This is a genomic window from Halioxenophilus aromaticivorans, assembly GCF_042850945.1.
Lineage (GTDB): Bacteria > Pseudomonadota > Gammaproteobacteria > Pseudomonadales > Cellvibrionaceae > Halioxenophilus > Halioxenophilus aromaticivorans.
Map to the genome: position 1 here is coordinate 1,608,615 of NZ_AP031496.1, position 21,317 is coordinate 1,629,931.

Annotated in this window: 17 protein-coding genes and 1 tRNA gene; 10 read left to right on the top strand and 8 right to left on the bottom strand. The window is 52.5% G+C overall.

The features are described 5' to 3' along the window. Positions 1-18: 18 nt before the first annotated feature. A complete protein-coding gene (locus ACGHM3_RS06975; RefSeq protein ID WP_345417330.1) occupies positions 19-1,242 on the bottom strand; it encodes an FAD-dependent oxidoreductase in 1,224 nt (407 codons plus the stop codon). A 146-nt stretch (positions 1,243-1,388) separates the two neighbouring features. On the opposite strand from ACGHM3_RS06975, the gene ACGHM3_RS06980 reads away from it, so the two are divergent. The 9 genes from ACGHM3_RS06980 (at position 1,389) to ACGHM3_RS07020 (ending at position 10,939) form a co-directional block, all read left to right on the top strand. Further along, positions 1,389-2,426: an AraC family transcriptional regulator ligand-binding domain-containing protein gene (locus ACGHM3_RS06980; RefSeq protein ID WP_345417332.1), complete on the top strand. Its 1,038-nt coding sequence runs from the start codon at positions 1,389-1,391 to the stop codon at positions 2,424-2,426. 249 nt (positions 2,427-2,675) lie between these two features. Then, the gene (locus ACGHM3_RS06985) at positions 2,676-4,331 is read left to right on the top strand and encodes an electron transfer flavoprotein-ubiquinone oxidoreductase (protein ID WP_345417334.1); all 1,656 of its coding nucleotides are present in this window, start codon (positions 2,676-2,678) and stop codon (positions 4,329-4,331) included. Between the two features lie 74 nt (positions 4,332-4,405). After that, the gene (locus tag ACGHM3_RS06990; RefSeq protein ID WP_345417337.1) at positions 4,406-5,317 is read left to right on the top strand and encodes a M23 family metallopeptidase; all 912 of its coding nucleotides are present in this window, start codon (positions 4,406-4,408) and stop codon (positions 5,315-5,317) included. Further along, a complete protein-coding gene (locus ACGHM3_RS06995) occupies positions 5,317-5,517 on the top strand; it encodes a Trm112 family protein (RefSeq protein ID WP_345419126.1) in 201 nt (66 codons plus the stop codon). The genes ACGHM3_RS06990 and ACGHM3_RS06995 overlap by 1 nt, the downstream gene beginning before the upstream one ends. A gap of 47 nt (positions 5,518-5,564) precedes the next feature. Continuing rightward, positions 5,565-5,918, top strand: coding sequence for a histidine triad nucleotide-binding protein (locus ACGHM3_RS07000; protein WP_345417340.1), 354 nt, complete (start codon positions 5,565-5,567; stop codon positions 5,916-5,918). Positions 5,919-6,180: 262 nt separating this feature from the next. Next, a complete protein-coding gene (gene alaS, locus ACGHM3_RS07005) occupies positions 6,181-8,811 on the top strand; it encodes an alanine--tRNA ligase (protein WP_345417343.1) in 2,631 nt (876 codons plus the stop codon). A gap of 101 nt (positions 8,812-8,912) precedes the next feature. After that, positions 8,913-10,151, top strand: a complete 1,239-nt coding sequence (locus ACGHM3_RS07010) for an aspartate kinase (RefSeq protein WP_345417346.1) — start codon at positions 8,913-8,915, stop codon at positions 10,149-10,151. A gap of 344 nt (positions 10,152-10,495) precedes the next feature. Next, positions 10,496-10,681, top strand: a complete 186-nt coding sequence (csrA, locus tag ACGHM3_RS07015; RefSeq protein WP_345417349.1) for a carbon storage regulator CsrA — start codon at positions 10,496-10,498, stop codon at positions 10,679-10,681. A 167-nt stretch (positions 10,682-10,848) separates the two neighbouring features. Next, positions 10,849-10,939: transfer RNA gene (locus tag ACGHM3_RS07020), tRNA-Ser, on the top strand. A 90-nt stretch (positions 10,940-11,029) separates the two neighbouring features. Here ACGHM3_RS07020 and ACGHM3_RS07025 read toward each other — a convergent pair. Together ACGHM3_RS07025 and ACGHM3_RS07030 are read right to left on the bottom strand one after the other, a co-directional pair. Continuing rightward, positions 11,030-12,964, bottom strand: a complete 1,935-nt coding sequence (locus ACGHM3_RS07025; protein WP_345417352.1) for a M48 family metallopeptidase — start codon at positions 12,962-12,964, stop codon at positions 11,030-11,032. Positions 12,965-12,995: 31 nt separating this feature from the next. Next, positions 12,996-13,592, bottom strand: a complete 597-nt coding sequence (locus ACGHM3_RS07030) for a LemA family protein (RefSeq protein WP_345417355.1) — start codon at positions 13,590-13,592, stop codon at positions 12,996-12,998. Between the two features lie 239 nt (positions 13,593-13,831). Between ACGHM3_RS07030 and ACGHM3_RS07035 the strand changes: the two genes are divergently transcribed. Next, positions 13,832-15,013 (top strand): acetyl-CoA C-acyltransferase, encoded by a 1,182-nt coding sequence (locus ACGHM3_RS07035; protein WP_345419128.1) that lies wholly within the window; start codon positions 13,832-13,834, stop codon positions 15,011-15,013. Positions 15,014-15,151: 138 nt separating this feature from the next. Here ACGHM3_RS07035 and ACGHM3_RS07040 read toward each other — a convergent pair whose 3' ends face one another. From ACGHM3_RS07040 to ACGHM3_RS07060, 5 genes are all read right to left on the bottom strand, one after another. Continuing rightward, positions 15,152-17,203 carry a M12 family metallopeptidase gene (locus tag ACGHM3_RS07040; protein WP_345417358.1) on the bottom strand — a complete coding sequence of 684 codons (2,052 nt, stop codon included), beginning with the start codon at positions 17,201-17,203 and terminating at the stop codon, positions 15,152-15,154. Positions 17,204-17,446: 243 nt separating this feature from the next. Further along, complete coding sequence (locus ACGHM3_RS07045; protein ID WP_345417361.1) at positions 17,447-18,028, bottom strand: BON domain-containing protein; 582 nt, start codon at positions 18,026-18,028, stop codon at positions 17,447-17,449. Positions 18,029-18,073: 45 nt separating this feature from the next. Next, positions 18,074-18,694, bottom strand: a complete 621-nt coding sequence (locus ACGHM3_RS07050; protein ID WP_345417363.1) for an SIS domain-containing protein — start codon at positions 18,692-18,694, stop codon at positions 18,074-18,076. Between the two features lie 341 nt (positions 18,695-19,035). Continuing rightward, entirely contained in the window at positions 19,036-19,455 is a 420-nt protein-coding gene (locus tag ACGHM3_RS07055; RefSeq protein ID WP_345417365.1) for a YraN family protein, read from the bottom strand. Then, a complete protein-coding gene (locus tag ACGHM3_RS07060) occupies positions 19,442-21,313 on the bottom strand; it encodes a penicillin-binding protein activator (RefSeq protein ID WP_345417368.1) in 1,872 nt (623 codons plus the stop codon). The genes ACGHM3_RS07055 and ACGHM3_RS07060 overlap by 14 nt, the downstream gene beginning before the upstream one ends. Between the last annotated feature and the right edge of the window lie 4 nt (positions 21,314-21,317).

The window sequence follows — 21,317 nt, forward strand, 5'->3', positions numbered from 1 at the left end:
CCGCAATAACCGCTTGCTTTAGGACAGGATTAACTCTTTAGGCGGTACGGATTCGTCTGCCAATTTAGTAATGTCCAGCTTGGCGTCCGTACTCAGTACCTTTTTAGCCAGCATAAATTCAGCTGGCCGGTTCACACAGTCTGCGGCGATGAGTTTACCCTCGCGTAAATAAAACGCGGAGAAGCTACGCCCGGATTGAATGTCACCGCGTACTACCACTTGATCGTAACCCTGGCTAAGGCCTGCGATTTGCAGTTTCAGATCGTATTGATCTGACCAAAACCAAGGCAGGGTGCAGTACACCTTTTCTTTGCCACAAATAGCGGCGGCGGCAGACTTAGCTTGGTCGGATGCGTTGGGCACCGACTCCAAACGCAGGCGTATGTCGTAGATACCGTTGTAGTGGTTGGTTACATCGCCGGCGGCGACAATATCGGGGTCATCGGTGCGGCCGAATTCGTCAACCACGACACCGTTATCCACAGTAAGGCCGCTGGTCATGGCCAGCTCTACATTGGGGACAATGCCCACCCCGATAACAACCAAATCGGCGGGGAAATTACTGCCATCGGCGCACACAACCTGCTGCACCCGGCCGTCGCCCTCAAACGCAGCTACCGCGATACCAGTTTTGATTGCCACGCCTTCCTCGGTGTGCACACGGGTATAAAACTCAGACAGCTCCGGAGCGGTTACCCGTGCCAGTACCCGAGGCGCCATTTCCAACACGGTGACTTGCATGCCCAGCTTTTTAAGAGACGCGGCGGTTTCCAAACCAATATAGCCACCCCCTACAATCACCGCGTGCTTGCCCGGTTGTATCTCTTCGCGAATTCCGGCCACGTCTTTTAAATCCCGCAGGTAATGGATGCCTGGCAGGTCGATACCGGGTAACTCCACTTTCCGCACTCTAGAGCCGGTGCACAGCGCCAGTTTGTCGTAGTTAAGCTTTTCGCCAGAATCCAAGGTAACCGTTTTGGCCAAGCGATCGATGTCTTCCACCCGCGCGCCCAGTTTAAATTCGACGTCTTTTTGCTCGTAGAAGTTGGGCTTGCGGATGAGTATGTCTTGTGCTGATTGATCGCCGGAGAGAAAGGCTTTGGATAGGGGAGGGTGGTGGTAAGGGAGATAGGCCTCATCGCCAATCACTAAAATCTGGCCATCCCAACCTTCCTGCCGGAGGGACACGGTGAGCTGCGCCGCCGCGTGGCTGGCGCCAATAACGATGCAAGTTTGGGTCATGTCTTCTTCTCTTTTTCTATTTATTAATGCTTATTGGTGCGCGAAGGTCTTAGGTTAGCCCTAATTCCTCTGCCTATGACTAGCATTTTAGGCCAATTAATGAGTAATATCGGCCAAATCTACTGCTTTAGATAGGCTACCGATCGATGAATTCTACATTTCAACCGATGATTAAAACCCAGGTGGAGCGTCTGCATTCGGTGTTGTTGAGGGATTTTAATCACTTGGATACTGCCAGGCTGGCCGCCGCGGCAGGTATTGCCTCGGATTGGCGGCAGAAACCGGATTGCTTAACCTTTAGTGACTACTATCGATTGCTCACGCATATCGCCACCCATCACGCGCCGGACATAGTCGTGCGCATGGCCAGAGAGATTCGCATACGTGAATATGGGGCTTTGGGCTACGCAGTGTGGTCTGGCGGCACGCTGGGGCAGAGCTTGGAAATGCTGATGCATATAGTGGAATGGCAGCATCCCTACGTGCGATTGCAGATCAAAGTGGGGCGCGAACAGGCCTTGATTCGCTGCCAAATACAGCCCCGAGGTGTGGAGTTTTATCGGGTGCTGATAGAAGATTCACTGCTGACCCTGTGGCAACTGATTCAGTCGCGCATGCCAGACGGCTTAGCCGCATGCGCCAGCTTTGCCCACTTCACCTATGCACAGCCGAGTTACGCCGGCCAATACCAGCAGTTTTTGGGTTGCAAGGTCGTGTTCGACCAGGATTTTTCTATGTTGGCAATCCCCGCCCAGTGGCTGCATGTGGCTACCCAGTTGGCTAGTCAAAGCGAGCAATGGCGAGCTACACCGGCCCGGGTGCGTAGAACATTGGCGCTGTCTAAGGCAGACTTAGTAAAAGAAGTGAAAACGCTGCTGTTAGAGCGCAGCGTGGAGTGTGCCTTTGATATGGCCAAAACCGCCCGTATGATGGCGGTATCCGAGCGTAGTTTAAGGCGCCACTTGGCCGCAGCGGGAGCCAGTTTTAGACAGATTTGTACGCAAGTGCGTATGGAGCTGGCGGCGCAATATCTGCTCAACACGGGGTTGTCTATGCAGGAAATTGCCTATCTTTTAGGCTATGCCCAAGAGAACAATTTTTACCGGGCGTTTCGTGGCTATTACGCTACGTCACCAGCGTTATTTCGCAGCCAAAGTCGGGCTGATAACCATAGCCAGAGTTAATTTGCACAATCAATCGGTCTAAGCCTTCGGCCGTCCGAATAAGTCCACACATGACCGAAAACGTCCATTTTCGCGTCGCGTCGGGTCATTGACCTTGGCAAACTTGGCATTAAACTAAGGCCGCCGTGTAATCCCAAACGTAGTAAGATTTTGGGGCGAAGTGCAGCCCTTATGTGACCGTACAATTCACCGTAAACGTGATTATTGTTTTGGTCTGTAGAACATTAAAACTAAAAGCAGGTTAGTACTATGGAACGTGAAGCCATGGAGTATGATGTTGTCGTTGTTGGTGCCGGCCCGTCCGGTTTAGCAACGGCAATCCGGTTGCGCCAACTGGCGAATGAAGCCGGACAAGAGATCTCTATTGTGGTGTTGGAAAAGGGCTCCGAGGTAGGTGCCCACATTCTTTCTGGTGCGGTCATAGAGCCGCGTGCGCTGAATGAACTGATCCCCGATTGGAAAGAAAAGGGCGCGCCATTAAATACTGAAGTTACCGGCGACGACGTTCTGTTTTTAACATCGCCTGAAAAATCCCTAAAAATGCCAAATGCTTTTGTGCCTGCTCCTATGCACAATGATGGCAATTACATTGTGAGCCTAGGCAACGTTTGCCGCTGGTTGGCCGAACAGGCCGAGGCCATGGAAATTGAAATTTTCCCAGGCTTTGCCGCCGCAGAAGTGCTTTACCACGAAGACGGTAGCGTAAAAGGTGTGGCCACCGGTGATATGGGCGTGGGCCACAATGGCGAACAAAAAGACTCCTACATGCCTGGCATGGAACTGCACGGCAAATACACTATTTTCTGTGAAGGCTGCCGAGGCCACCTGGGCAAAGAGTTAATCGAGCGCTTTAACCTCAACGAAGGTAAAACGCCCCAGCATTATGGCATTGGTATTAAAGAACTGTGGGACATTGACCCGGCAAAACACAAGCCTGGTTTGGTGGTGCACGGTTTAGGTTGGCCCTTAAGCGAGTCGGCCACCACCGGTGGGTTTTTCCTCTACCACACCGACAACAACCAGGTTTCTGTGGGGTTAATTACCGACCTTAACTACAGCAACCCACACGTTAGCCCGTTTGATGAATTTCAGCGCCTGAAGCACCACCCAGAGCTGGCCAAGTATTTAGAGGGTGGCAAACGCATTTCCTATGGTGCCCGAGCGGTGGTCAAAGGCGGTTTAAACGCTCTGCCTAAAATGACAATGCCCGGCGCATTTTTAGTGGGTTGTGATGCTGGCACTCTGGTGTTTTCAAAAATTAAGGGCACCCACACCGCCATGAAATCCGGCATGTTGGCCGCTGAGACAATTTTTGAAGCCCTGGCCGCCGGTGACGAAGGCAGTAAAGACCTAACCGCCTATGCAGATAAGTTTAAAAACTCCTGGGTGTACGACGATTTATTTAAAGATCGCAACTTTGGCCCAGCAGTGCACAAGTGGGGCCCATGGATTGGCGGCGCCTTTAACTTTTTGGATCAAAACATTTTCAAAGGTAAATTGCCCTTTACCCTTAAAGATGAGCACAAAGATAACGAGATGCTAAAACCGGCATCCGAGTGCGCCAAAATCGATTACCCCAAACCGGATAACAAGCTGAGCTTTGATAAACTGTCGTCGGTGTTTTTATCCAACACCAACCACGAGGAAGATCAGCCTTGCCACCTAACGTTGAAAGACAACAGCGTGCCCATTGCCATTAACCTGGCCAAATACGATGCTCCAGAGCAACGTTATTGCCCGGCGGGGGTTTACGAGATTGTGCAAGAGGGCAGCGAAGATCCGCGTTTGCAAATTAACGCGCAAAACTGCGTACATTGTAAAACCTGCGACATCAAAGACCCAACCCAGAACATTGTGTGGGTTGTGCCTGAAGGCGCCGGTGGCCCTAATTATCCGAACATGTAAGAATTAGCCAAAATAAAATCCTCCCAGCGGCCTGCGGGCCGCTGGTTTATTTCTGAAAATAAGAGGCAACTATTTTGGCGTTTATCCCTTCTGTTAAAAGCAATCGATTTTCTACCCTCGCAACCAGGTTGGTTTCAACGTTACCTTCTCTCGTTAAATCCATCGCACGTACCGCTGCCGCGTTAGCCCTGTGCGCAGCGCCGCTAAGTCATGCCTTAGAATTTGATCGCACGGTGCAGCAAGGCGCCATTTTAGTTGGCCAGGTTGCGCCGGGCTCGGCGGTACGATTTGCTAAGCGCGAGGTGAGCGTTTCCGATGAAGGCTATTTTGTCATCGGCTTGGACCGCGACGAGGGTAAACAAATTGCGGTTTCGGTTACCCAGCCCGGGGAAACCGAAGCGAAGGTGCACCGCTTTGACGTTAGCCTGCGTGAGTACAAACTGCAGCGGGTGGATGGCGTGCCGCAATCCACGGTAACGCCTAACCCAGAACAGGTGGCGCGCTCGCGCAAAGAAGCCGCCGCGGCTTGGCGCGCCCGGGATCACGACTCAGACCTGCAATACTACCGTGCTGAATTTCAGTGGCCGTTAATCGGGCCTATCAGCGGTGTGTATGGCAGCCAACGCATTTACAACGGTGTGCCTAAGCGGCCGCACTATGGCGTGGATGTGGCCAAGCCCACCGGTACCCGTGTGGTTGCCCCTGCCGGTGGTGTGGTGCGTTTGGCCCATCCGGACATGTTCTTCTCCGGCGGTACCCTAATCATCGATCACGGCCAGGGGTTATCGTCTTCTTTCTTGCATTTGAGTAAGATACTGGTCGAGCCGGGCCAGACCGTTGCCGCCGGCGACGAGGTGGCCGAGGTTGGTGCCACCGGGCGAGCCACTGGTCCCCACCTAGACTGGCGCATGAACTGGTTTAATAAGCGGGTTGACCCAACACTGCTGGTTGGCCCCATGCCAAAACCCCAAGAGGTAACACAATGATCGACAAAAAGCTGCTCAGCATTCTGGTGTGCCCAGTGAGCAAAGGCCCACTGGACTACAACGCCGAGGCCCAGGAGCTTATCTGCTGGCAGAGCGGGCTGGCTTATCCCATCCGCGATGACATTCCTGTGATGTTAGAAACCGAGGCCCGCCGCCTAAGCGACGAAGAAAAAGACGCACACCGAGCCAAAACCAAATAGCTAAAGGCAGTGGCCTAGGGCCTCTGCCGGACCACAGGATGCCTGCCATGACCGAACCCACCGTGTTTAGCAAAATCATCGACGGCGAGATCCCTGCCGAAAAGCTGTATGAAGACGACGACTGTATCTGCATCAAGGATATTGCGCCTAAAGCGCCGACCCACGTGCTGTTGATTCCTAAAAAGCCCATTCCGCGTTTAGTGGACGCCACTCCGGAAGACCAGGCCCTATTGGGCAAGCTTATGGTCACTGCGGGTGACATTGCTCGTGAACTGGGGGTGGACGATGCCTTTCGATTAGTCATCAACAACGGTGCCGGTGCCGGCCAAACCGTATTCCACCTGCATCTGCACATTCTAGGCAATAAAAAGTACACAGAAGACGATGGTCTAGGATTCTGATGGCTTATTCTGCTGTCTGAACTGTTTCGTGCTGGCAGAAGCCAGCAACAGATACAACACAGGTGTTACCCCCATAGCCCTTAATCGGTATACTGTGCGCCCTTTGTGGGGCATGGGGTCGCGTTTTATAGCAAATTTCGCCCATCTCCACGTTAGTTCGTTCAAGTCGCCCGGTTGTTGCTTCGTTTAACCGCTAGCAGAGTCTACCAGGCCACTGTGCCAGCCCTGATAAATTGACATTATATTTGGTAAAACAAGGTTTATGAAAAGCGCCGATATTCGCCAAGCTTTTTTGCAGTTTTTTAACTCCAAACAGCATGAAATAGTGCCGTCCTCCAGTCTAGTACCTGGCAATGACCCCACCCTGCTGTTCACAAACGCGGGCATGGTGCAATTTAAAGACGTATTTTTGGGCGAAGACAAGCGCTCCTACAGCCGCGCCACCACCTCCCAGCGCTGTGTCCGTGCCGGTGGCAAACACAACGATTTAGAAAACGTAGGCTACACCGCTCGCCACCACACCTTCTTTGAAATGCTGGGTAACTTCAGTTTTGGCGACTACTTTAAGCAAGAGGCCATTAACTTTGCCTGGGAATTTTTAACCAGTAAAGAGTGGATGGGCATCGCCAAAGACAAGCTGTGGGTAACGTGCTACGAGGAAGACGACGAGGCTTACACTATTTGGGCCGAGCAAGTGGGGGTGCCCAAAGACCGCATCATCCGCATTGGCGATAACAAAGGTGGCCGCTACAACTCGGATAACTTCTGGGCCATGGGCGATACCGGCCCCTGCGGCCCCTGTACCGAAATTTTCTACGACCACGGCTCGGATATCTGGGGTGGCCCTCCCGGCAGCCCAGAGGAAGACGGCGACCGCTACATTGAGATTTGGAACATCGTATTTATGCAATACAACCGTTCCGCCGATGGCGAAATGGCGCCGCTGCCTGCGCCCAGCGTGGACACTGGCATGGGCCTGGAGCGCGTGGCTGCGGTAATGCAGGGCGTGCACTCCAACTACGAAATCGATCTGTTCCAAAATTTGTTGCGTGCCGTGGCCGATGTTACCCAGGCCAAAGACCTGGAAGACAAGTCCTTGCGCGTCATCGCCGACCACCTACGCTCCTGTGCATTTTTGGTGGTGGATGGCGTACTGCCCTCCAACGAGGGCCGTGGTTATGTGCTGCGTCGCATTATGCGCCGGGCCATTCGCCATGGTCACAAACTGGGCCAGAAGGACGCTTTCTTCCATAAGCTAGTTTCGGCGCTGGTGTATGAAATGGGCGATGCCTACCCAGAGCTCACCAAAGCCAAGGCTCAGGTGGAGAAAGTATTTGCCGCCGAAGAAGAGCAGTTTGCGAAAACCTTAGAGAAGGGCATGGCCGTTTTGGAAGCTGCCCTGGCCGAGGTGAAAGACAAACAAATCAGCGGCGATGTTGCTTTTACCTTGTACGACACCTACGGCTTCCCATTTGATTTGACCGCCGATATTGCCCGCGAGCGCGGCTACACCGTGGACGAAGCCGGCTACGACGCGCTGATGGAAAAACAGCGCGAGCAATCTCGCTCGGCAGGTAACTTTAAAGTGGATTATTCCGGCCTGGTACAACTAGACGGCGCCACGGAATTCTTGGGTTACGACCGACTAACCGAAACCGGCAGCATCACCTCGTTGATTGTGGATAGCGAGCGGGTAGAAACCCTAATCGCCGAGCAGGAAGGTTGCATCGTACTCAACCATACGCCGTTTTACGCCGAATCTGGTGGCCAAATTGGCGACACCGGCTACCTGCGCTCGGGCGATAACGTATTTGAAGTGACCGACTGCACTAAGCAGGGCGCACACCATTTACACCACGGCAGATTGTTGGCCGGCAGCCTCACGGTGGGTCAGGCGGTGAGTGCCGAGGTAGACGGCGAAGTGCGCGCCCAAACCGCTCGCAATCACTCGGCCACTCACCTGTTGCACGCAGCACTGCGTTCCGAATTGGGTGAGCACGTAACGCAGAAAGGCTCGCTTAACGATTCGGTTAAACTGCGCTTTGACTTTTCGCACTTTGAGCCAGTAACACCTGCGCAAATCAAAGCCATTGAGACCATGGTCAACCAGCAGGTGTTGGCCAATACCGCTGTGGCCACCACCCAAACCGATATGCAAACCGCTCAGGACATGGGTGCAATGGCATTGTTTGGTGAAAAATACGGCGAATCTGTACGCGTACTGGCCATGGGTAAAGACAACTTCTCGGTGGAGCTGTGCGGCGGTACCCATGTTAATGCCACCGGCGATATTGGCCTGTTTAAAATTATCAGTGAATCCGGTGTGGCCGCTGGGGTACGCCGTATCGAGGCCGTTACCGGTTTAAATGCTCTGCAGTTGGTGGACCAACAAGAGCAACAGTTGGGTGCGATTTGTGACCTGCTGAAAGCCAAACCAGAGAAAGTCGTCGACCGCGTTGCCGGTTTACGCCAAGAGTTGAAAGACGCCGAGAAACAACTGCAAGAGGCCAAGGCCAAGCTGGCCAGCGCCAGCAGTGACGATCTTATCAATCAAGCCCAAGACGTGGCCGGTTGCAAAGTGTTGGCCGCCAGCCTAGATGGGGTGGATGACAAATCTCTGGGTGAGATGGTGGACAAATTAAAAGACAAGCTGGGCCAGGCGGTGGTGTTGTTGGCGTCGGTGCAGGGTGAAAAAATCACCTTAATTGCCGGAGTTTCCAAAGCACTAACCAAGCAAGTTAAAGCTGGCGATTTAATGAAATTTTTCGCCCCGTTGGTGGATGGCAAGGGTGGCGGTCGCCCGGACATGGCGCGCGGTGGCGGCACCAATGCCGCAGCCTTGCCAGAGGCGCTAAGCCAGGTTTCTGGCTGGGTGGCGGAGCAGTTGGGCTAACTGCTTAACTTTTGTGCCATTTTAGTGTTAAATGCGCGCCTCAAAATTTTTATAAACCGGCGGTAACGACGCCGCTGGCGCGCAGCAATTGAGATACTCAAATGAGTTTATTCGTTCAAAAATACGGCGGAACATCGGTAGGCACAGTAGAGCGTATCGAAGCCGTCGCCGATAAAATTACCAAGTTCAAAGCCGAAGGCCACGACATGGTTATCGCGGTTTCTGCCATGAGCGGCGAAACCAATCGCCTGTTGGGTTTGGCATCTTCTATTAGTGACAATCCCACTCCTCGTGAGCTCGACGTCCTGGTTTCCACCGGCGAGCAAGTGACCATTGCACTGTTGTGCATGGCGTTGCACAAGCGCGGGGTAGAAGCCCGTTCTTATACCGGCCAGCAGGTTAAAATTTTAACCGACAGCGCCCATACCAAAGCCCGAATCCAAGATATCGATGTGTCCAATATGCGTGCTGACCTAAGCGCTGGCCGTGTGGTAGTGGTGGCTGGGTTCCAGGGTGTGGACGAAGACGGCAACATTACCACCTTGGGCCGTGGCGGTTCCGATACCACCGGCGTTGCCCTGGCAGCAGCCCTGAAAGCTGACGAGTGCCAGATTTATACCGACGTTGACGGCGTCTACACCACCGACCCCCGCGTGGTTTCTGGTGCTCGCCGATTAGAAAAAATCACCTTCGAAGAAATGCTAGAGATGGCCAGCCAGGGCTCCAAGGTTCTGCAAATCCGCTCGGTAGAATTCGCCGGTAAATACAACGTACCACTGCGCGTGCTATCCAGCTTTAAAGATGGCCCGGGCACATTGATCAGTTTAGAAGAGGATGACGCCAGTATGGAACAAGTCGTTGTTTCTGGTATTGCATTTAATCGCGACGAAGCCAAAGTCACCGTGATCGGTGTACCGGACACCCCCGGAGCTGCCGCGCGTATCTTGGCGCCCATTGGCGAAGCCAACATCGAAGTGGATGTTATTGTGCAGAACATCTCTGCCGACAACACTACCGATCTAACTTTTACTGTTCACCGTAATGACGTTGAAAAAGCGAAAGCGATCCTAAAAGTAGTATGTGATGAGCTTGGCGCCAAAGATATCAAAAGCGACGCCAAAATCGCCAAGGTATCGATCGTTGGCGTAGGAATGCGGTCTCATGCTGGCGTGGCTTCAACCATGTTCTCAGCCCTGGCCAATGAGAACATCAATATACAGATGATCACCACGTCCGAAATCAAGATCGCCGTGATTATCGAAGAGCGCTACCTTGAGCTGGCAGTGAGATCATTGCACTCGGCGTTTGGTCTAGACGCTCAACCACAAGAAGAAAATTAGCCTATCCGTTGGTTTTTTGCTCAATAACAGGGTTTTCTTGTAGTGGCAGTGGATTTTTTAGTCCATTCAATGGTATTCATAGGTGGTGATGTACGTTAGTGTTGTTTTAACTGACAATATTTTCGCAAACTGCCATGAACTACAGGTATTTATTAGCATCTGCGCCTATGCTTACAGTATGAAAGTTGGGCGCCGATTCTGGCAAATCAATCGAAATCGTAACAACCTCACTCTTGTTGCACCGGGATACCAAGTAGGGTGTATAGCAACAACAAGGGTGGCTCGTTTAATAGATGACAAACGCAGCTTCCTTTGGTGCAAGTAGGAAGATAAGGAGACAACCTATGTTGATATTAACCCGTCGTATTGGCGAAACCTTAATGGTCGGGGATGAAGTCACAGTGACCGTGCTGGGCGTGAAAGGTAACCAAGTACGCATCGGTGTTAATGCGCCGAAAGAAATCGCTGTTCACCGCGAAGAGATCTATCAACGCATTCAGCGAGAAAAAGAGCAGCAAGAGACCAAATAGAACTTAAGGGCTTAAGCACTCTGTACCGATTTTGACCGATTGACCGATTAAATCGCACAGTTGATTAAGGTTTAGTCAGTGCGGCTCTTTTATCCTAAGAAGCCAGCCTGTAAATCAACTTAAGCCTTTGAATTTCCGGAGTTTGTGGTATTATGCCGCCACTTTTCGGAGAGGTGGCCGAGTGGCCGAAGGCGCTCCCCTGCTAAGGGAGTATACCCTAATCCGGTATCGAGGGTTCGAATCCCTCCCTCTCCGCCATTACAAATAAACCCAGCCTTGTGCTGGGTTTTTTTGTTTGCGCTTTATTTGCGCGTAGCTTTTGTTTTTATCCTGCAATTGTAAGGCTCGCTAGGCTTCGGTGGCGGGCATAGGGCAGTCTAAGCACAGGGATAGAGTTTTTAGCAGCATAATCTCGTTATCAGACACCCGGCCATCGCCCTGCATCAACGTGACGACCGCTTTCAGTAATTTGGGCTTTTCCAGGGGCGCCAGTTGATGCAAGCGGCGTACGCAGGCGGATAATATGCGGAAGTTTAACGCCGACTTGTCAATTAAGCGAAGGTTAGGGTACTGAGCGCACAGGGCTATAAAGCGCTTCTCATCGGTGCCTAAATCCACCCAGTTGCTGTGCGCCACGAAAGATAGCAACTGAGACACCTCATTGGTTAAATGGGATGAAGCGAGCTCGCGCACGATACTAACGTTTACAGGCATACACGTTTGTTTCGCCAGTTCAAAAATGCACCATTCAAACAGCGTTACTTTTTTATCGTGCTCCACCAAATACTTGACGTTGGCAATGAAAATACGCTGCTGATCCCGGGACAATTGTTTCAACGTGGGCAGGCTCTCGAGTAGGGCCAACCACTGCTGCTGTTGGTTGAGCGTTTGTGCCGTTGCCAGCGATGCTTGCAACCTTTTGAACACCGCCGGGTGGCTTTTGGTGGCCAGGCGCTCCAGGGCAAAGGCTTGCTCCTCCGGTGTCATTGGGTTGAGCAACATGCCATAGACAAAAGCGCGGGCGGTAAAAATATCCCGGGTTTGTTGTGCTATGGCAGCGGGCATTGCCGCCAGTTGGGTTTGGGCTGCTGAAATAGCGGCCGGTGTGATCATGCCAGCGGCCAACGGATCGATCCCGGCGAAGGCTGATGTCGTCACGTCACTGGGGCGTGTTGCAGGGTCGGGTTGCGCTCCATAGCCAGGCAAGACTGGCTCAGTAGGCTGCGCTGCGCTGGCAATTTGGCCCCGGTTGCCTTGTGCCATTAAGGGACTAATGCGTTGTATACGTTGCGCCAAAGGAGGGTGAGTGGCAAATACTCGGCTCATTAGGCCGCTCATGCCCTGGCCAAAAAACAGGTGGCTAAACTCCGCTGCATTGGCGTGTTGCCACTGACTGCCATAGGCGTTGTTCTGAATGGCCTGCAGGGCGCCGGCAATACCCTGGGGGTTGCGGGTGTACTGCACAGCCGAAGCATCCGCTAGGAATTCTCGTTGCCGGCTGGTTGCGGCCATAATCAACTTGCCAAAAAACGTGCCGGCAAAACCGATAATCATCAACCCCAAACCAAAGGCCATGGCGGCACCGCGTTTATTATCCGAGCGGCGGCTGGAGGAAAATTGCGAGCTACGCATCAGCATATGGCCGGCGGTGCCGATGATGGTGATGCCGCTGAGCAGGCTAATGAGCCGCATATTAAGGCGCATGTCGCCGTGCAAAATGTGGCTGAATTCGTGGGCGATTACGCCTTGCAGTTGTTCTCTGGTGAGCGTGTCCAGTGCGCCTTGCGTGATGCCAATCACGGCGTCCGTGGGGCGGTAGCCGGCAGCAAAGGCATTGATGGAGGGCTCGGCAAATAGATACACCGCCGGCACCGGCATGCCCGAGGCGATGGCCATTTCCTCCACCACATTGAGCAACAGCTTTTGCTGCGATGTGGCTAAATCCCTGTTGAGCAATTCTCCGTCCATGGCGGCGGCAACGGCCTCACCGCCGCGGCGCAATTGCATGGCCTTAAATTGGCTGGCCACAAACACCGTGGCGACCACCACTGCAGCAACGCCCAAAACCAGCTCTGGGTTTACTCTGCCGAGCCAGACCTGCCACAGGCTTCGGCCGGTTTCATGGGCCTCTAGATGGATGCCGGAGCCAAGTTGAAAGTAGTGCACAAACGCCGTAGTGAAAACGACGGTGACAATAATCAACGCAACAACAGCGGTAATGAAAAGGGCGATCAGCAGCGCCGTGTTGCGCCGGGCGCTGTCCTGATGTTGATAAAAGTCCACTGTGTCGTCCTGGGCTTTGCTTTGGTGGGGATCAGAAGCTTACCTTGGGGGCGGCTTGAATAGCGGCGCTGTCTTCAAACTCCAGTAGGGTAGCGTCTTCGGCGTGGCCAAACAGCGAGGCGAAGGCAATGGGGGGGAAGCTCTGCTTGTAGCTGTTGTAGTTGGTAACGGCATCGTTAAACGCTTGGCGCGCAAACGCTACTTTGTTTTCCGTGGTGATCAACTCTTCGGACAATTGCGTCATGGATGAGTCGGCCTTCAAATCGGGGTAAGCTTCCACCACCACGTTCAATTTTCCCAGGGCGCTGGTGAGCGCACCCTCGGCACTGGCTAGCTCGGCAACGGCGGCGGAATTGGCTGGGTTACTGGCGGCGGCACCCAGGGCGGCCATGGCGGTGTTGCGAGCATTAACCACGGCTTCTAAGGTTTCACGTTCGTGCTTTAAGTAGCCTTTGGCGGTTTCAACCAGGTTTGGGATAAGGTCATAACGCCGTTTTAGTTGGACTTCAATCTGTGCAAATGCATTTTGGAAACGGTTCTTCAATGCTACCAACCGGTTGTAAATGCTGATTACGTACAAGAAAGCAGCAATGATAACGACAATAGTCACAATGGTGGATACGGCCATAGACAAAACCTTTCAATAAAAATAATAATGAGGGGGTACCGATGTAAAACACAATAACCCGCCAAGCCAAACCGCCTACCACGCACGCTGGCTGCAGTAAAACGGGAACGATCACGGTGCGAACAACCTTGGCACCGTTGGTTGTTGAAACATTTGATAATTATGCAGTCTATCAATTTTTATAAGCGACCCTACAAGCGTTACAACAAGTTTTAACCTTTTTAAACAAATTGGAGGCAATAATGAGTGAGACAGTCGTAATCGTAGGCATGGCCCGTACCCCCATGGGTGGCATGTTAGGTTCACTCAGCGATGTTCCCGCTACCGAGTTAGGCAGTGTTGCAATTAAAGCTGCGTTGGCGGATGCAAAAGTGGATGGCGGAGATGTTGATTATGTGTACATGGGCTGCGTACTGCCGGCAGGCCTGGGTCAGTCGCCTGCGCGTCAAGCCGCGCTGGGTGCAGATTTACCCTTGGGTGTTGGTGTTAGCACGGTAAACAAAGTATGCGGTTCCGGTATGAAAACCGTCTGCATGGCCGCCGATTTACTGCAAGCTGGCCGAGCTTCTGTGGTCGTCGCCGGTGGTATGGAAAACATGTCTGCGGCACCCCATGTAATGAAAGCCGCTCGTAAAGGTGTTCGTTTAGGCAGCACAGAGATGTTGGACCACATGATGTACGATGGTCTGCAAGACGCCTTTGCGGGCAACCCAATGGGTCTATTTGCCGAGAAATGCGTCGAAAAGTATTCGTTCACCCGTGAAGATCAAGATGAATACGCCATTGAGTCTCTGCGCTTGGCCAATGCCGCCATTGAGGCCGGTAAGTTCGATCGTGAGATGGCGCCAGTAACCATTAAAACCCGCAAGGGCGATGTGGTGGTTAGCGTTGATGAGCAGCCCGGTAGCGCTCGCCCGGATAAAATCCCAGCCTTGCGCCCAGCGTTCAAAAAAGATGGCACGGTAACCGCCGCCAACGCCAGCTCCATTTCCGATGGTGCCGCCGCTTTGGTATTAATGACCGAGAGCGAAGCCGCCAAGCGTGGTCTTAAGCCCATCGCTAAGTTAACTGCCCGCGCAGAGTACTCGCAGGAGCCAGAGTGGTTTACCACGGCACCGGTAGGCGCAATCAAGGGTGTGTTGGAAGAAGCAAGCTGGTCTATTGGTGATGTAGATTTGTTCGAAATCAACGAAGCTTTCGCCACTGTTACCATGGCAGCAATGAAAGAGTTCGATTTGCCGCGCGATAAAGTCAACGTTCATGGCGGTGCTTGTGCCCTGGGTCACCCCATTGGCGCTTCCGGTGCGCGTATCCTGGTAACCTTGCTGGCAGCAATGGAAACCTACGATAAGAAGAAAGGTATCGGAACCCTGTGTATCGGCGGTGGTGAAGGTATCGCAGTTGGTGTTGAGCGCGATTAAACCAAAACAATGGTTTACGTCTTAACAAAGATTACAGCGCGTTAGTCATTATTAGTCATTGGTTAGTAAACCACTGCTACGAAAAAACACTCAGCATTTTAGCTGGGTGTTTTTTCTCAGGCTTAGTTGAGAGCAAGTTTATTCAACTTCGTGAATATCCACGGTAAAGGTAATGCTTCCGCGTATCTCGCCCTCGGTGCCTCGGGTAAGTTGAATCGGGTCACCAATGTCTCCTAGGTACTCATCGGCGTCGAATTCGCCATTTGGCATGGCTAAATAGATTCGGTTGCTATTGCCGTCCACTAAAATTTCCACGTGCCCCTGATTTACGTACTCGGCGATATCCACCGTTTGGTCGGTTCGTTCGTTACTGGATAATCCATCATCGTCGCGAATGATAACGGATGCTTTGCCCAAGGGTTGGCCGGCTAGGAGGAGGGTAGAAAACTGCCAGTTGGGGTGGATAATATTGTCGTCCTCTTCCACCGTTCCTGACTTTTTATGCTGGGTATCGTTCGCGCCGTCACCAGGGCGCCAGTTCCAATTCGAGCCAATTTCAACTTTGGCATAAAAATCGATAGCAGTTTTCGCTCCACCATCCTCATCTGGAGACTCGACCTCGTTGATGGTTAATGTCATTTGGCGAACCGCTGTTATTGGCGGAACCTCGCCATCCACTATGTCTCTATAAAGTAGGTTGATGCCATCATAGTCCACGGCAGAAGGTCTGGTGGCAGTGGAGAGTGCGGATCCATCACGCCGCGTAATGGTTGGGGTGCTTTCGTCTCTCGCAAAGGCTGTGGGCGAATAGTGCATGATCGAACCAAAGTCATAGGGCGTTATGGTGCTTGCGCCCGGAATAACTTCCATGGCAGCTCTTGCAATCGGGCCGGACACCATATTGTCGAAGTTGACGCGAATGTTTAAGTCTCGATCTGGTCTTTGGTGTTCGTGAATTGCACCTAACGCGTGGAATACTTCATGGTAGATCGCCCGAGAACTTATTCTGGGAATAGTAGATCGGTTGCGCAAATTGCCAAATCTATCGAGAACTTGGAAGCGAATATCTTGATCTCTTACTCCGGTAAACCCCAGTGGGCTCACACCCGCTGCTGAATCTAGTTCGTCAAAACAAAAATTCAGCAAATGCTCTGGTGTGCGAAAGGCGCGTTCATCTCGGCCAGAAATTTCGCGAAAATCTATCACCGTGTTGGCTTCAATGTTGTTGAGCGCAGCGCGGATACGTTCCTTTTCTTCGTTTGTCATGGAGAATCTGAGGTCCAAATCCCTTCGGTTCGCTCGGCAATTATCAAATGACCAATTCACAATGCCGCCACTCCAAAGACCAGCGCTTGGTTTAGTGGCTAATGAGTTGCAGGATCCACCAATGTCTGAGTTATTAGAATTTTGGGCTCCACAATTGTTAAAGTTTCGGTACTGGGAATATCGCGTAGGTGTAAATGGTACTAGTTTGCTATCAGCCATTGTGCCAACTAAAACGTCGCCGTAGGCCAATGCTTCATCGTCGGCAATCTGCGCGTATACGGTCTCAACACCGGGTAAAAGCGGATGGCTGATAGATAATCTTCGGCTTTCGGGTGCGCTGTTGGTCGAGCTATCTCTAGCTTTAAGCGCGTACCCCTCAAGCCGAAATAGATGGTAGCCATCCTGAATCCTTCCGATATTGCCGGCCCAGCCGGGGGCGGTTGTCCAATAATTATCGCTACGCGTTTTGTTCCACCAACTGTAAACCGGTACGGTGTTCTCGGGCTGAGGCATTGCTGGGTCAGCGATATAGCCTTCTAAGCGGACAAACCCATAATTGGGTGGCTTCCTATCCCCAGGCTGGCCGTGCCACCGAGGGTCGGACGTCATAAAATTGTCCTGCCGTTGTGAATCCCACCAGCTGTACACGGGAATGGTGCCTGCTGGGGCTGGTCGTTCGGGTGACCAAAGTCGCCCGCCGATGTGGAAAAGACTATAACCAGACTGCTTCTTACCAAGCTCTCCCGCCCAGCGAGGGTCTGTGGTGGAAAAGTTATCGATTCTTTCTGGGTTCCACCACTGGTAGATAGCCAAAGTTTCTGCTGCCGATTGCGCTAAGCAGACTTCTGTCGCTAAGAATGTGAGAGTGAGAAAAACGAACAATAACTTAGGCGTTAGTTTGGCGGGTTGAGCCTTGCTTTCCATGGGAGACTCCAATTGTGTTTATAGATAGGTGTACGGTGTTGGCAGGTAATCCCATATTATCTGCACAAATACGGGTAGAAATATTGAATGCAGTGTAGATGGTTGAAACAGAACCGAGCTTTTGCTGGCTCTAAATTGTAATTACCGGCAGTCTCAGTAGTCGGGCAGGGGCTTGGATGCAAGTTTAGCGTGGCAAATGGATATGGCTGCCCGTCCTATTAGAGCAGCCATTAAACCGGTTGATTAGTCTAAATATTCAATCACGCGCACCACTCGAGTGACTCGCTTAGTGTTAGCCGCGATGTTGCTGATGCGTTCGGCTTGTTTCCGGTCCATCATGCCCATCAAAAACACTGTTCCGTTTTCAATGATGACTTTCACTCGACTGCTTTTCACATCTTTGTTAGCCATCAGCTTGGAGTTGACCTTGGTTTTAATCCAAGAGTCGGCCAGTCCCTTCCACACAGATTTATTGTTACGTACCTCCAGTTCGTTATGAACCTGGCGTACTCGCTCCAGTTTGCGTACCACATCGCCTGCTTGTAAGCGCAGCTCGTTGGACGCTACTTGGCCGGTAAGCAGGGCAACGCCGTTATACACGGTGATGTAAATTTTCGCCTGTTTAAGGCTCTCACTGGTTTTGTTGAGGTTGACCTTGGCGATGGTTTCTAGGCGTTCGTCGTCTATATAGGTGCCAAAGGTGCGTTTTGTTGGGTCTGGCGTAATGGGTTTATCGTGGGTGGCGCTGGTGATGGCGGTACAGCCAGCCAGCTGCCAGGTAAAGAGGCCAATGATGAGCAAGTGCACAAGTTGCGTAAGGCGCATAGGTTATTTCTCGGTCTTCGGTAAGGTCAAAATCGGGTTGGAATTCTATTCTTCCATGGGGCCAAACAACTGGTGGTCGATTAAATCGCACAGGCAAAAGGTAGACAGTAAATGCACCTCATGGATGCGGCTGCGCGAATCAATGGGGGCTCTAAGTTCCAGGTCATGGCTGTCCAAGAGGGCGGGAATATTACCACCGTCGCGGCCGGTAAAGGCAATTACTGACATTTCTCGGTCGTGGGCCGCAGCCACGGCTTGTATCAAATTACTCGGGTTACCGCTGGTGGTAAATAACACCAGTACATCACCACTTTGCCCCAAGGCCATAATTTGTTTGGAGTAGATATCGTTAAAGCTGTTGTCGCTGGCAAAGGCGGTAATGGCTGTTGGGTTGGTGGCCAAAGCGTAGGCAGCAAAGCCCGGGCGCTCACGCTCAAAGCGGTTGGCTAAGGCATTGACCAGCACTTGAGCGTTGGCGGCTGAAATACCGTTGCCAGCCACCAGTACTTTGTGTTCGTGCAATAGGGCGTTGACGACAATTTGGCTGGCAACAACCAAGGCTGGCGCCAGCTCTTCTCCGCACACCATTTTGGCTTCGACGCTTTTATGAAATAGCTCAATTACGCGTTCTTCTAGGGCTAGGTTTTCTGGGTCGTGATCGGTCATAGTTTTACAAATCGTATTTTGCCTAAGGCCGCCAATGAGGGAACCTCTGATTAATCTCGGTTGCTTCTGCGCGAGTCCTCAAAGCTCAACTGACAAGGCGATTTTCGCAGTTAATGGCCGTCGTCCTTAGCAAGAAAATCAACGCAGTCAGATGGGCTTTGAGGCCGCGCCCTACGGGGCTTCCAGAGCTTTCCGATATCTTTGTTAGCGTTTTGTGACCGGGGCGCGCAGCCGTACGGCCAGTATGCCTTCAAAACGCTGCCTCGATCTCGAAAAGCTCTGGGAGCCAGAAGTCATCCGAGGTTATTCTGAGGTTCCCCCAGCATTAAAGCAAAACAAGATTAACTCGTTGTGAATGCGTTTTTGAGCCAATTAATTTGCAGGGTTTGGTTGGTGTCGTATTGCAACGCAAATAGATCAAAACGGCAAGGCTGATTTAAGTAGCGGGGATGTTTCGCTAGGTAATGTTGCGCGGCATTAATAAGCTTGGCTTGTTTGCTGGCCGACACCATTTCGCTGGCGGTGCCGTAATCTTGCCGGCTGCGAAACTTTACCTCAACAAAGATTAAGCTGTCGGGAGCTTTGGCGATAATATCGATTTCGCCTCGGCGGCAGCGCCAATTCCGATCCACAATGGTGTGTTTGTGGCGAATAAGGTAATGGCAGGCGAATTCCTCCGCCTGTGCACCGGTTTTTATAGTATCTACTTCAGTATCTACTGGCGCTTTCCGCCTAAGGCCAAAACGCTTAATTAGAGACAAGGTCGTCGCCTGCCGTGGGCAGCAACGTGGCCCGGCCCGAGCGCATTTCGGCGATGGCTTGGTGGCGCGCTATGCGGCCTTCCGGGGTGAGATAAAGCTCGCCGGTGGCGCCGTAATAACGTGCTTGCGCTACCTGTTGCAGTTGTAAAAGGCGCGGGTAGAGGCGGTAGGCGTCAACGCCCATGGCTTGCAAGTTCTGCAGGCTGCGCAGATTCGGCAGCAGCTCGGCCAGTTCGTCATGTTCGATTTTAGAAAAGCCAAAATTCCACGGAATAGACGGGAATCTAATGCCATTTAGGTCGCTGTTGGCAGAGCGGTCGGCGTCGGGGTTGAACAAGTGGCTGGTGGCATACACGGGAATATCTCCAGCGTAGTGGAAGGCCAAGGTAGGCTTTAACTGGCGCGCATCCTCAGGTTGCGCCACCATAAAAATAACATCGATATCGTCACGGCTGCGCGGTTGCGTCACCATATCGATGCCCATTAGGTTTTCAATGTTTCTGCCGCGTTGTTTGCTGCGGTCTACCAATAACGTGCGCTCTACCACAGCGGAAAAATCACGCTGCAAAGAGAACTCACTGTACACGGTAACATCGCCGCCCAGGGCCTTCCAGGCCTCGATAAACGCCCCTGCGGAGCGCTGGCCCCAGTCTCGGTTAGATGACAGTACCATGGCGTGGCGGTGGCCATCGCGCCAGGCCAGCTCGGCAACTTGTTTGGCTTCGTCCTCTGGCGCTAGGCCGAATTGGAAGAGGTTTTCGGTTTGCTGGGTTTGCTCTAACAGATAGTTCAGCGCCAGGGTGGGTACTGGCAGGTAGCGGCGCTCGTTAAGGCTTTGCAGCAACTCTTTTTGCAGGGGTCCAATGACCGTTTCGGCCCCGTCTAGAATAGCTTGATCGTAGAGCGCTTGGATTTCGCCTTGATCGGTGTTGTAAACCCGAATTACAGGCGTTTTTTGGCCCGATGCCTCGGCTGAATAATAGGCGGCCATAATGCCTTCGCGGATCGCTTTACCGGCGTTGGCCAATTTGCCGGTGAGAGGTAGCAGTACCGCAATTTGTTGTGGCTGATTGTTAACGAGCTGCTCTAGCAGTTGTAAATCCTGTGGCGGATACACCGCCGCTGGGTGGTTGCTCCACTGTAATTGCCATTGGCTAACTTGTTTGAGTTGTTGCTCCAGGTTGGCTTGATTATTTTTGCTTAAGGACGCCAGGGCGAACCAGCCGCGCAAAATGTTGTTGGGCTCGCGTTGGGCTAGTGCATCCAGGGCTTCACTGGGCAAGCTCAACAGTAATTGCCATATTTGATCGTTATTGGCCTGCTTTTGGTTTTCGTCCAGGTAGGGCGTCATGGACAGGTGTTCCCGGATGGCGAGCACTGGCTCGCCAATTAAGGTATAAGTACCCGCCCGGTTGATCCGCCAGTGATATTTTTGATCGGTGGTCATCACATCCTGGGCTGCGGCCACCGCAGGGTCGTCCAGTACCCGTTTTGCGATATAGTACTCGCCCAGTGACAGCGCTAGGTCGCTGTAGGTTAAGGCGTAGTCCACCCGTTGCTCGGGCTGCAGGTGTTCGCTTTGGACGTCGCTTAGCACTCGCTCAGCCGTGGTGAGCTCGCCAATATTCACCAGTATGTGGCCAGCTTCCAAGCGGGTTGCCGCTGCTTTGGCAGGGTCGCCCTGGTGCGCAGAGGTCGCGGCGTCTGTGAGCAGTATTTCCGCGCTTTCCAGGGTGTTATCCAGTACCGTAGGGGCGCTGTTGCCCGTTTGGGTCATTTGGCTGCCGCAGCTAACCAGCAAGGTAAAGGTGGTGGCCAGGCCCAGGCCTCGGTACAGCGGCGATTTCAACAACTTCATAGAT

Bases quoted from the DNA above. Each gene is read 5' to 3' on its own strand.
- ACGHM3_RS06975 (WP_345417330.1), bottom strand. From the start codon at position 1,242: ATGACCCAAACTTGCATCGTTATTGGCGCCAGCCACGCGGCGGCGCAG.
- ACGHM3_RS06980 (WP_345417332.1), top strand. From the start codon at position 1,389: ATGAATTCTACATTTCAACCGATGATTAAAACCCAGGTGGAGCGTCTG.
- ACGHM3_RS06985 (WP_345417334.1), top strand. From the start codon at position 2,676: ATGGAACGTGAAGCCATGGAGTATGATGTTGTCGTTGTTGGTGCCGGC.
- ACGHM3_RS07000 (WP_345417340.1), top strand. From the start codon at position 5,565: ATGACCGAACCCACCGTGTTTAGCAAAATCATCGACGGCGAGATCCCT.
- alaS (WP_345417343.1), top strand. From the start codon at position 6,181: ATGAAAAGCGCCGATATTCGCCAAGCTTTTTTGCAGTTTTTTAACTCC.
- ACGHM3_RS07010 (WP_345417346.1), top strand. From the start codon at position 8,913: ATGAGTTTATTCGTTCAAAAATACGGCGGAACATCGGTAGGCACAGTA.
- csrA (WP_345417349.1), top strand. From the start codon at position 10,496: ATGTTGATATTAACCCGTCGTATTGGCGAAACCTTAATGGTCGGGGAT.
- ACGHM3_RS07030 (WP_345417355.1), bottom strand. From the start codon at position 13,592: ATGGCCGTATCCACCATTGTGACTATTGTCGTTATCATTGCTGCTTTC.
- ACGHM3_RS07040 (WP_345417358.1), bottom strand. From the start codon at position 17,203: ATGGAAAGCAAGGCTCAACCCGCCAAACTAACGCCTAAGTTATTGTTC.
- ACGHM3_RS07045 (WP_345417361.1), bottom strand. From the start codon at position 18,028: ATGCGCCTTACGCAACTTGTGCACTTGCTCATCATTGGCCTCTTTACC.
- ACGHM3_RS07050 (WP_345417363.1), bottom strand. From the start codon at position 18,694: ATGACCGATCACGACCCAGAAAACCTAGCCCTAGAAGAACGCGTAATT.
- ACGHM3_RS07060 (WP_345417368.1), bottom strand. From the start codon at position 21,313: ATGAAGTTGTTGAAATCGCCGCTGTACCGAGGCCTGGGCCTGGCCACC.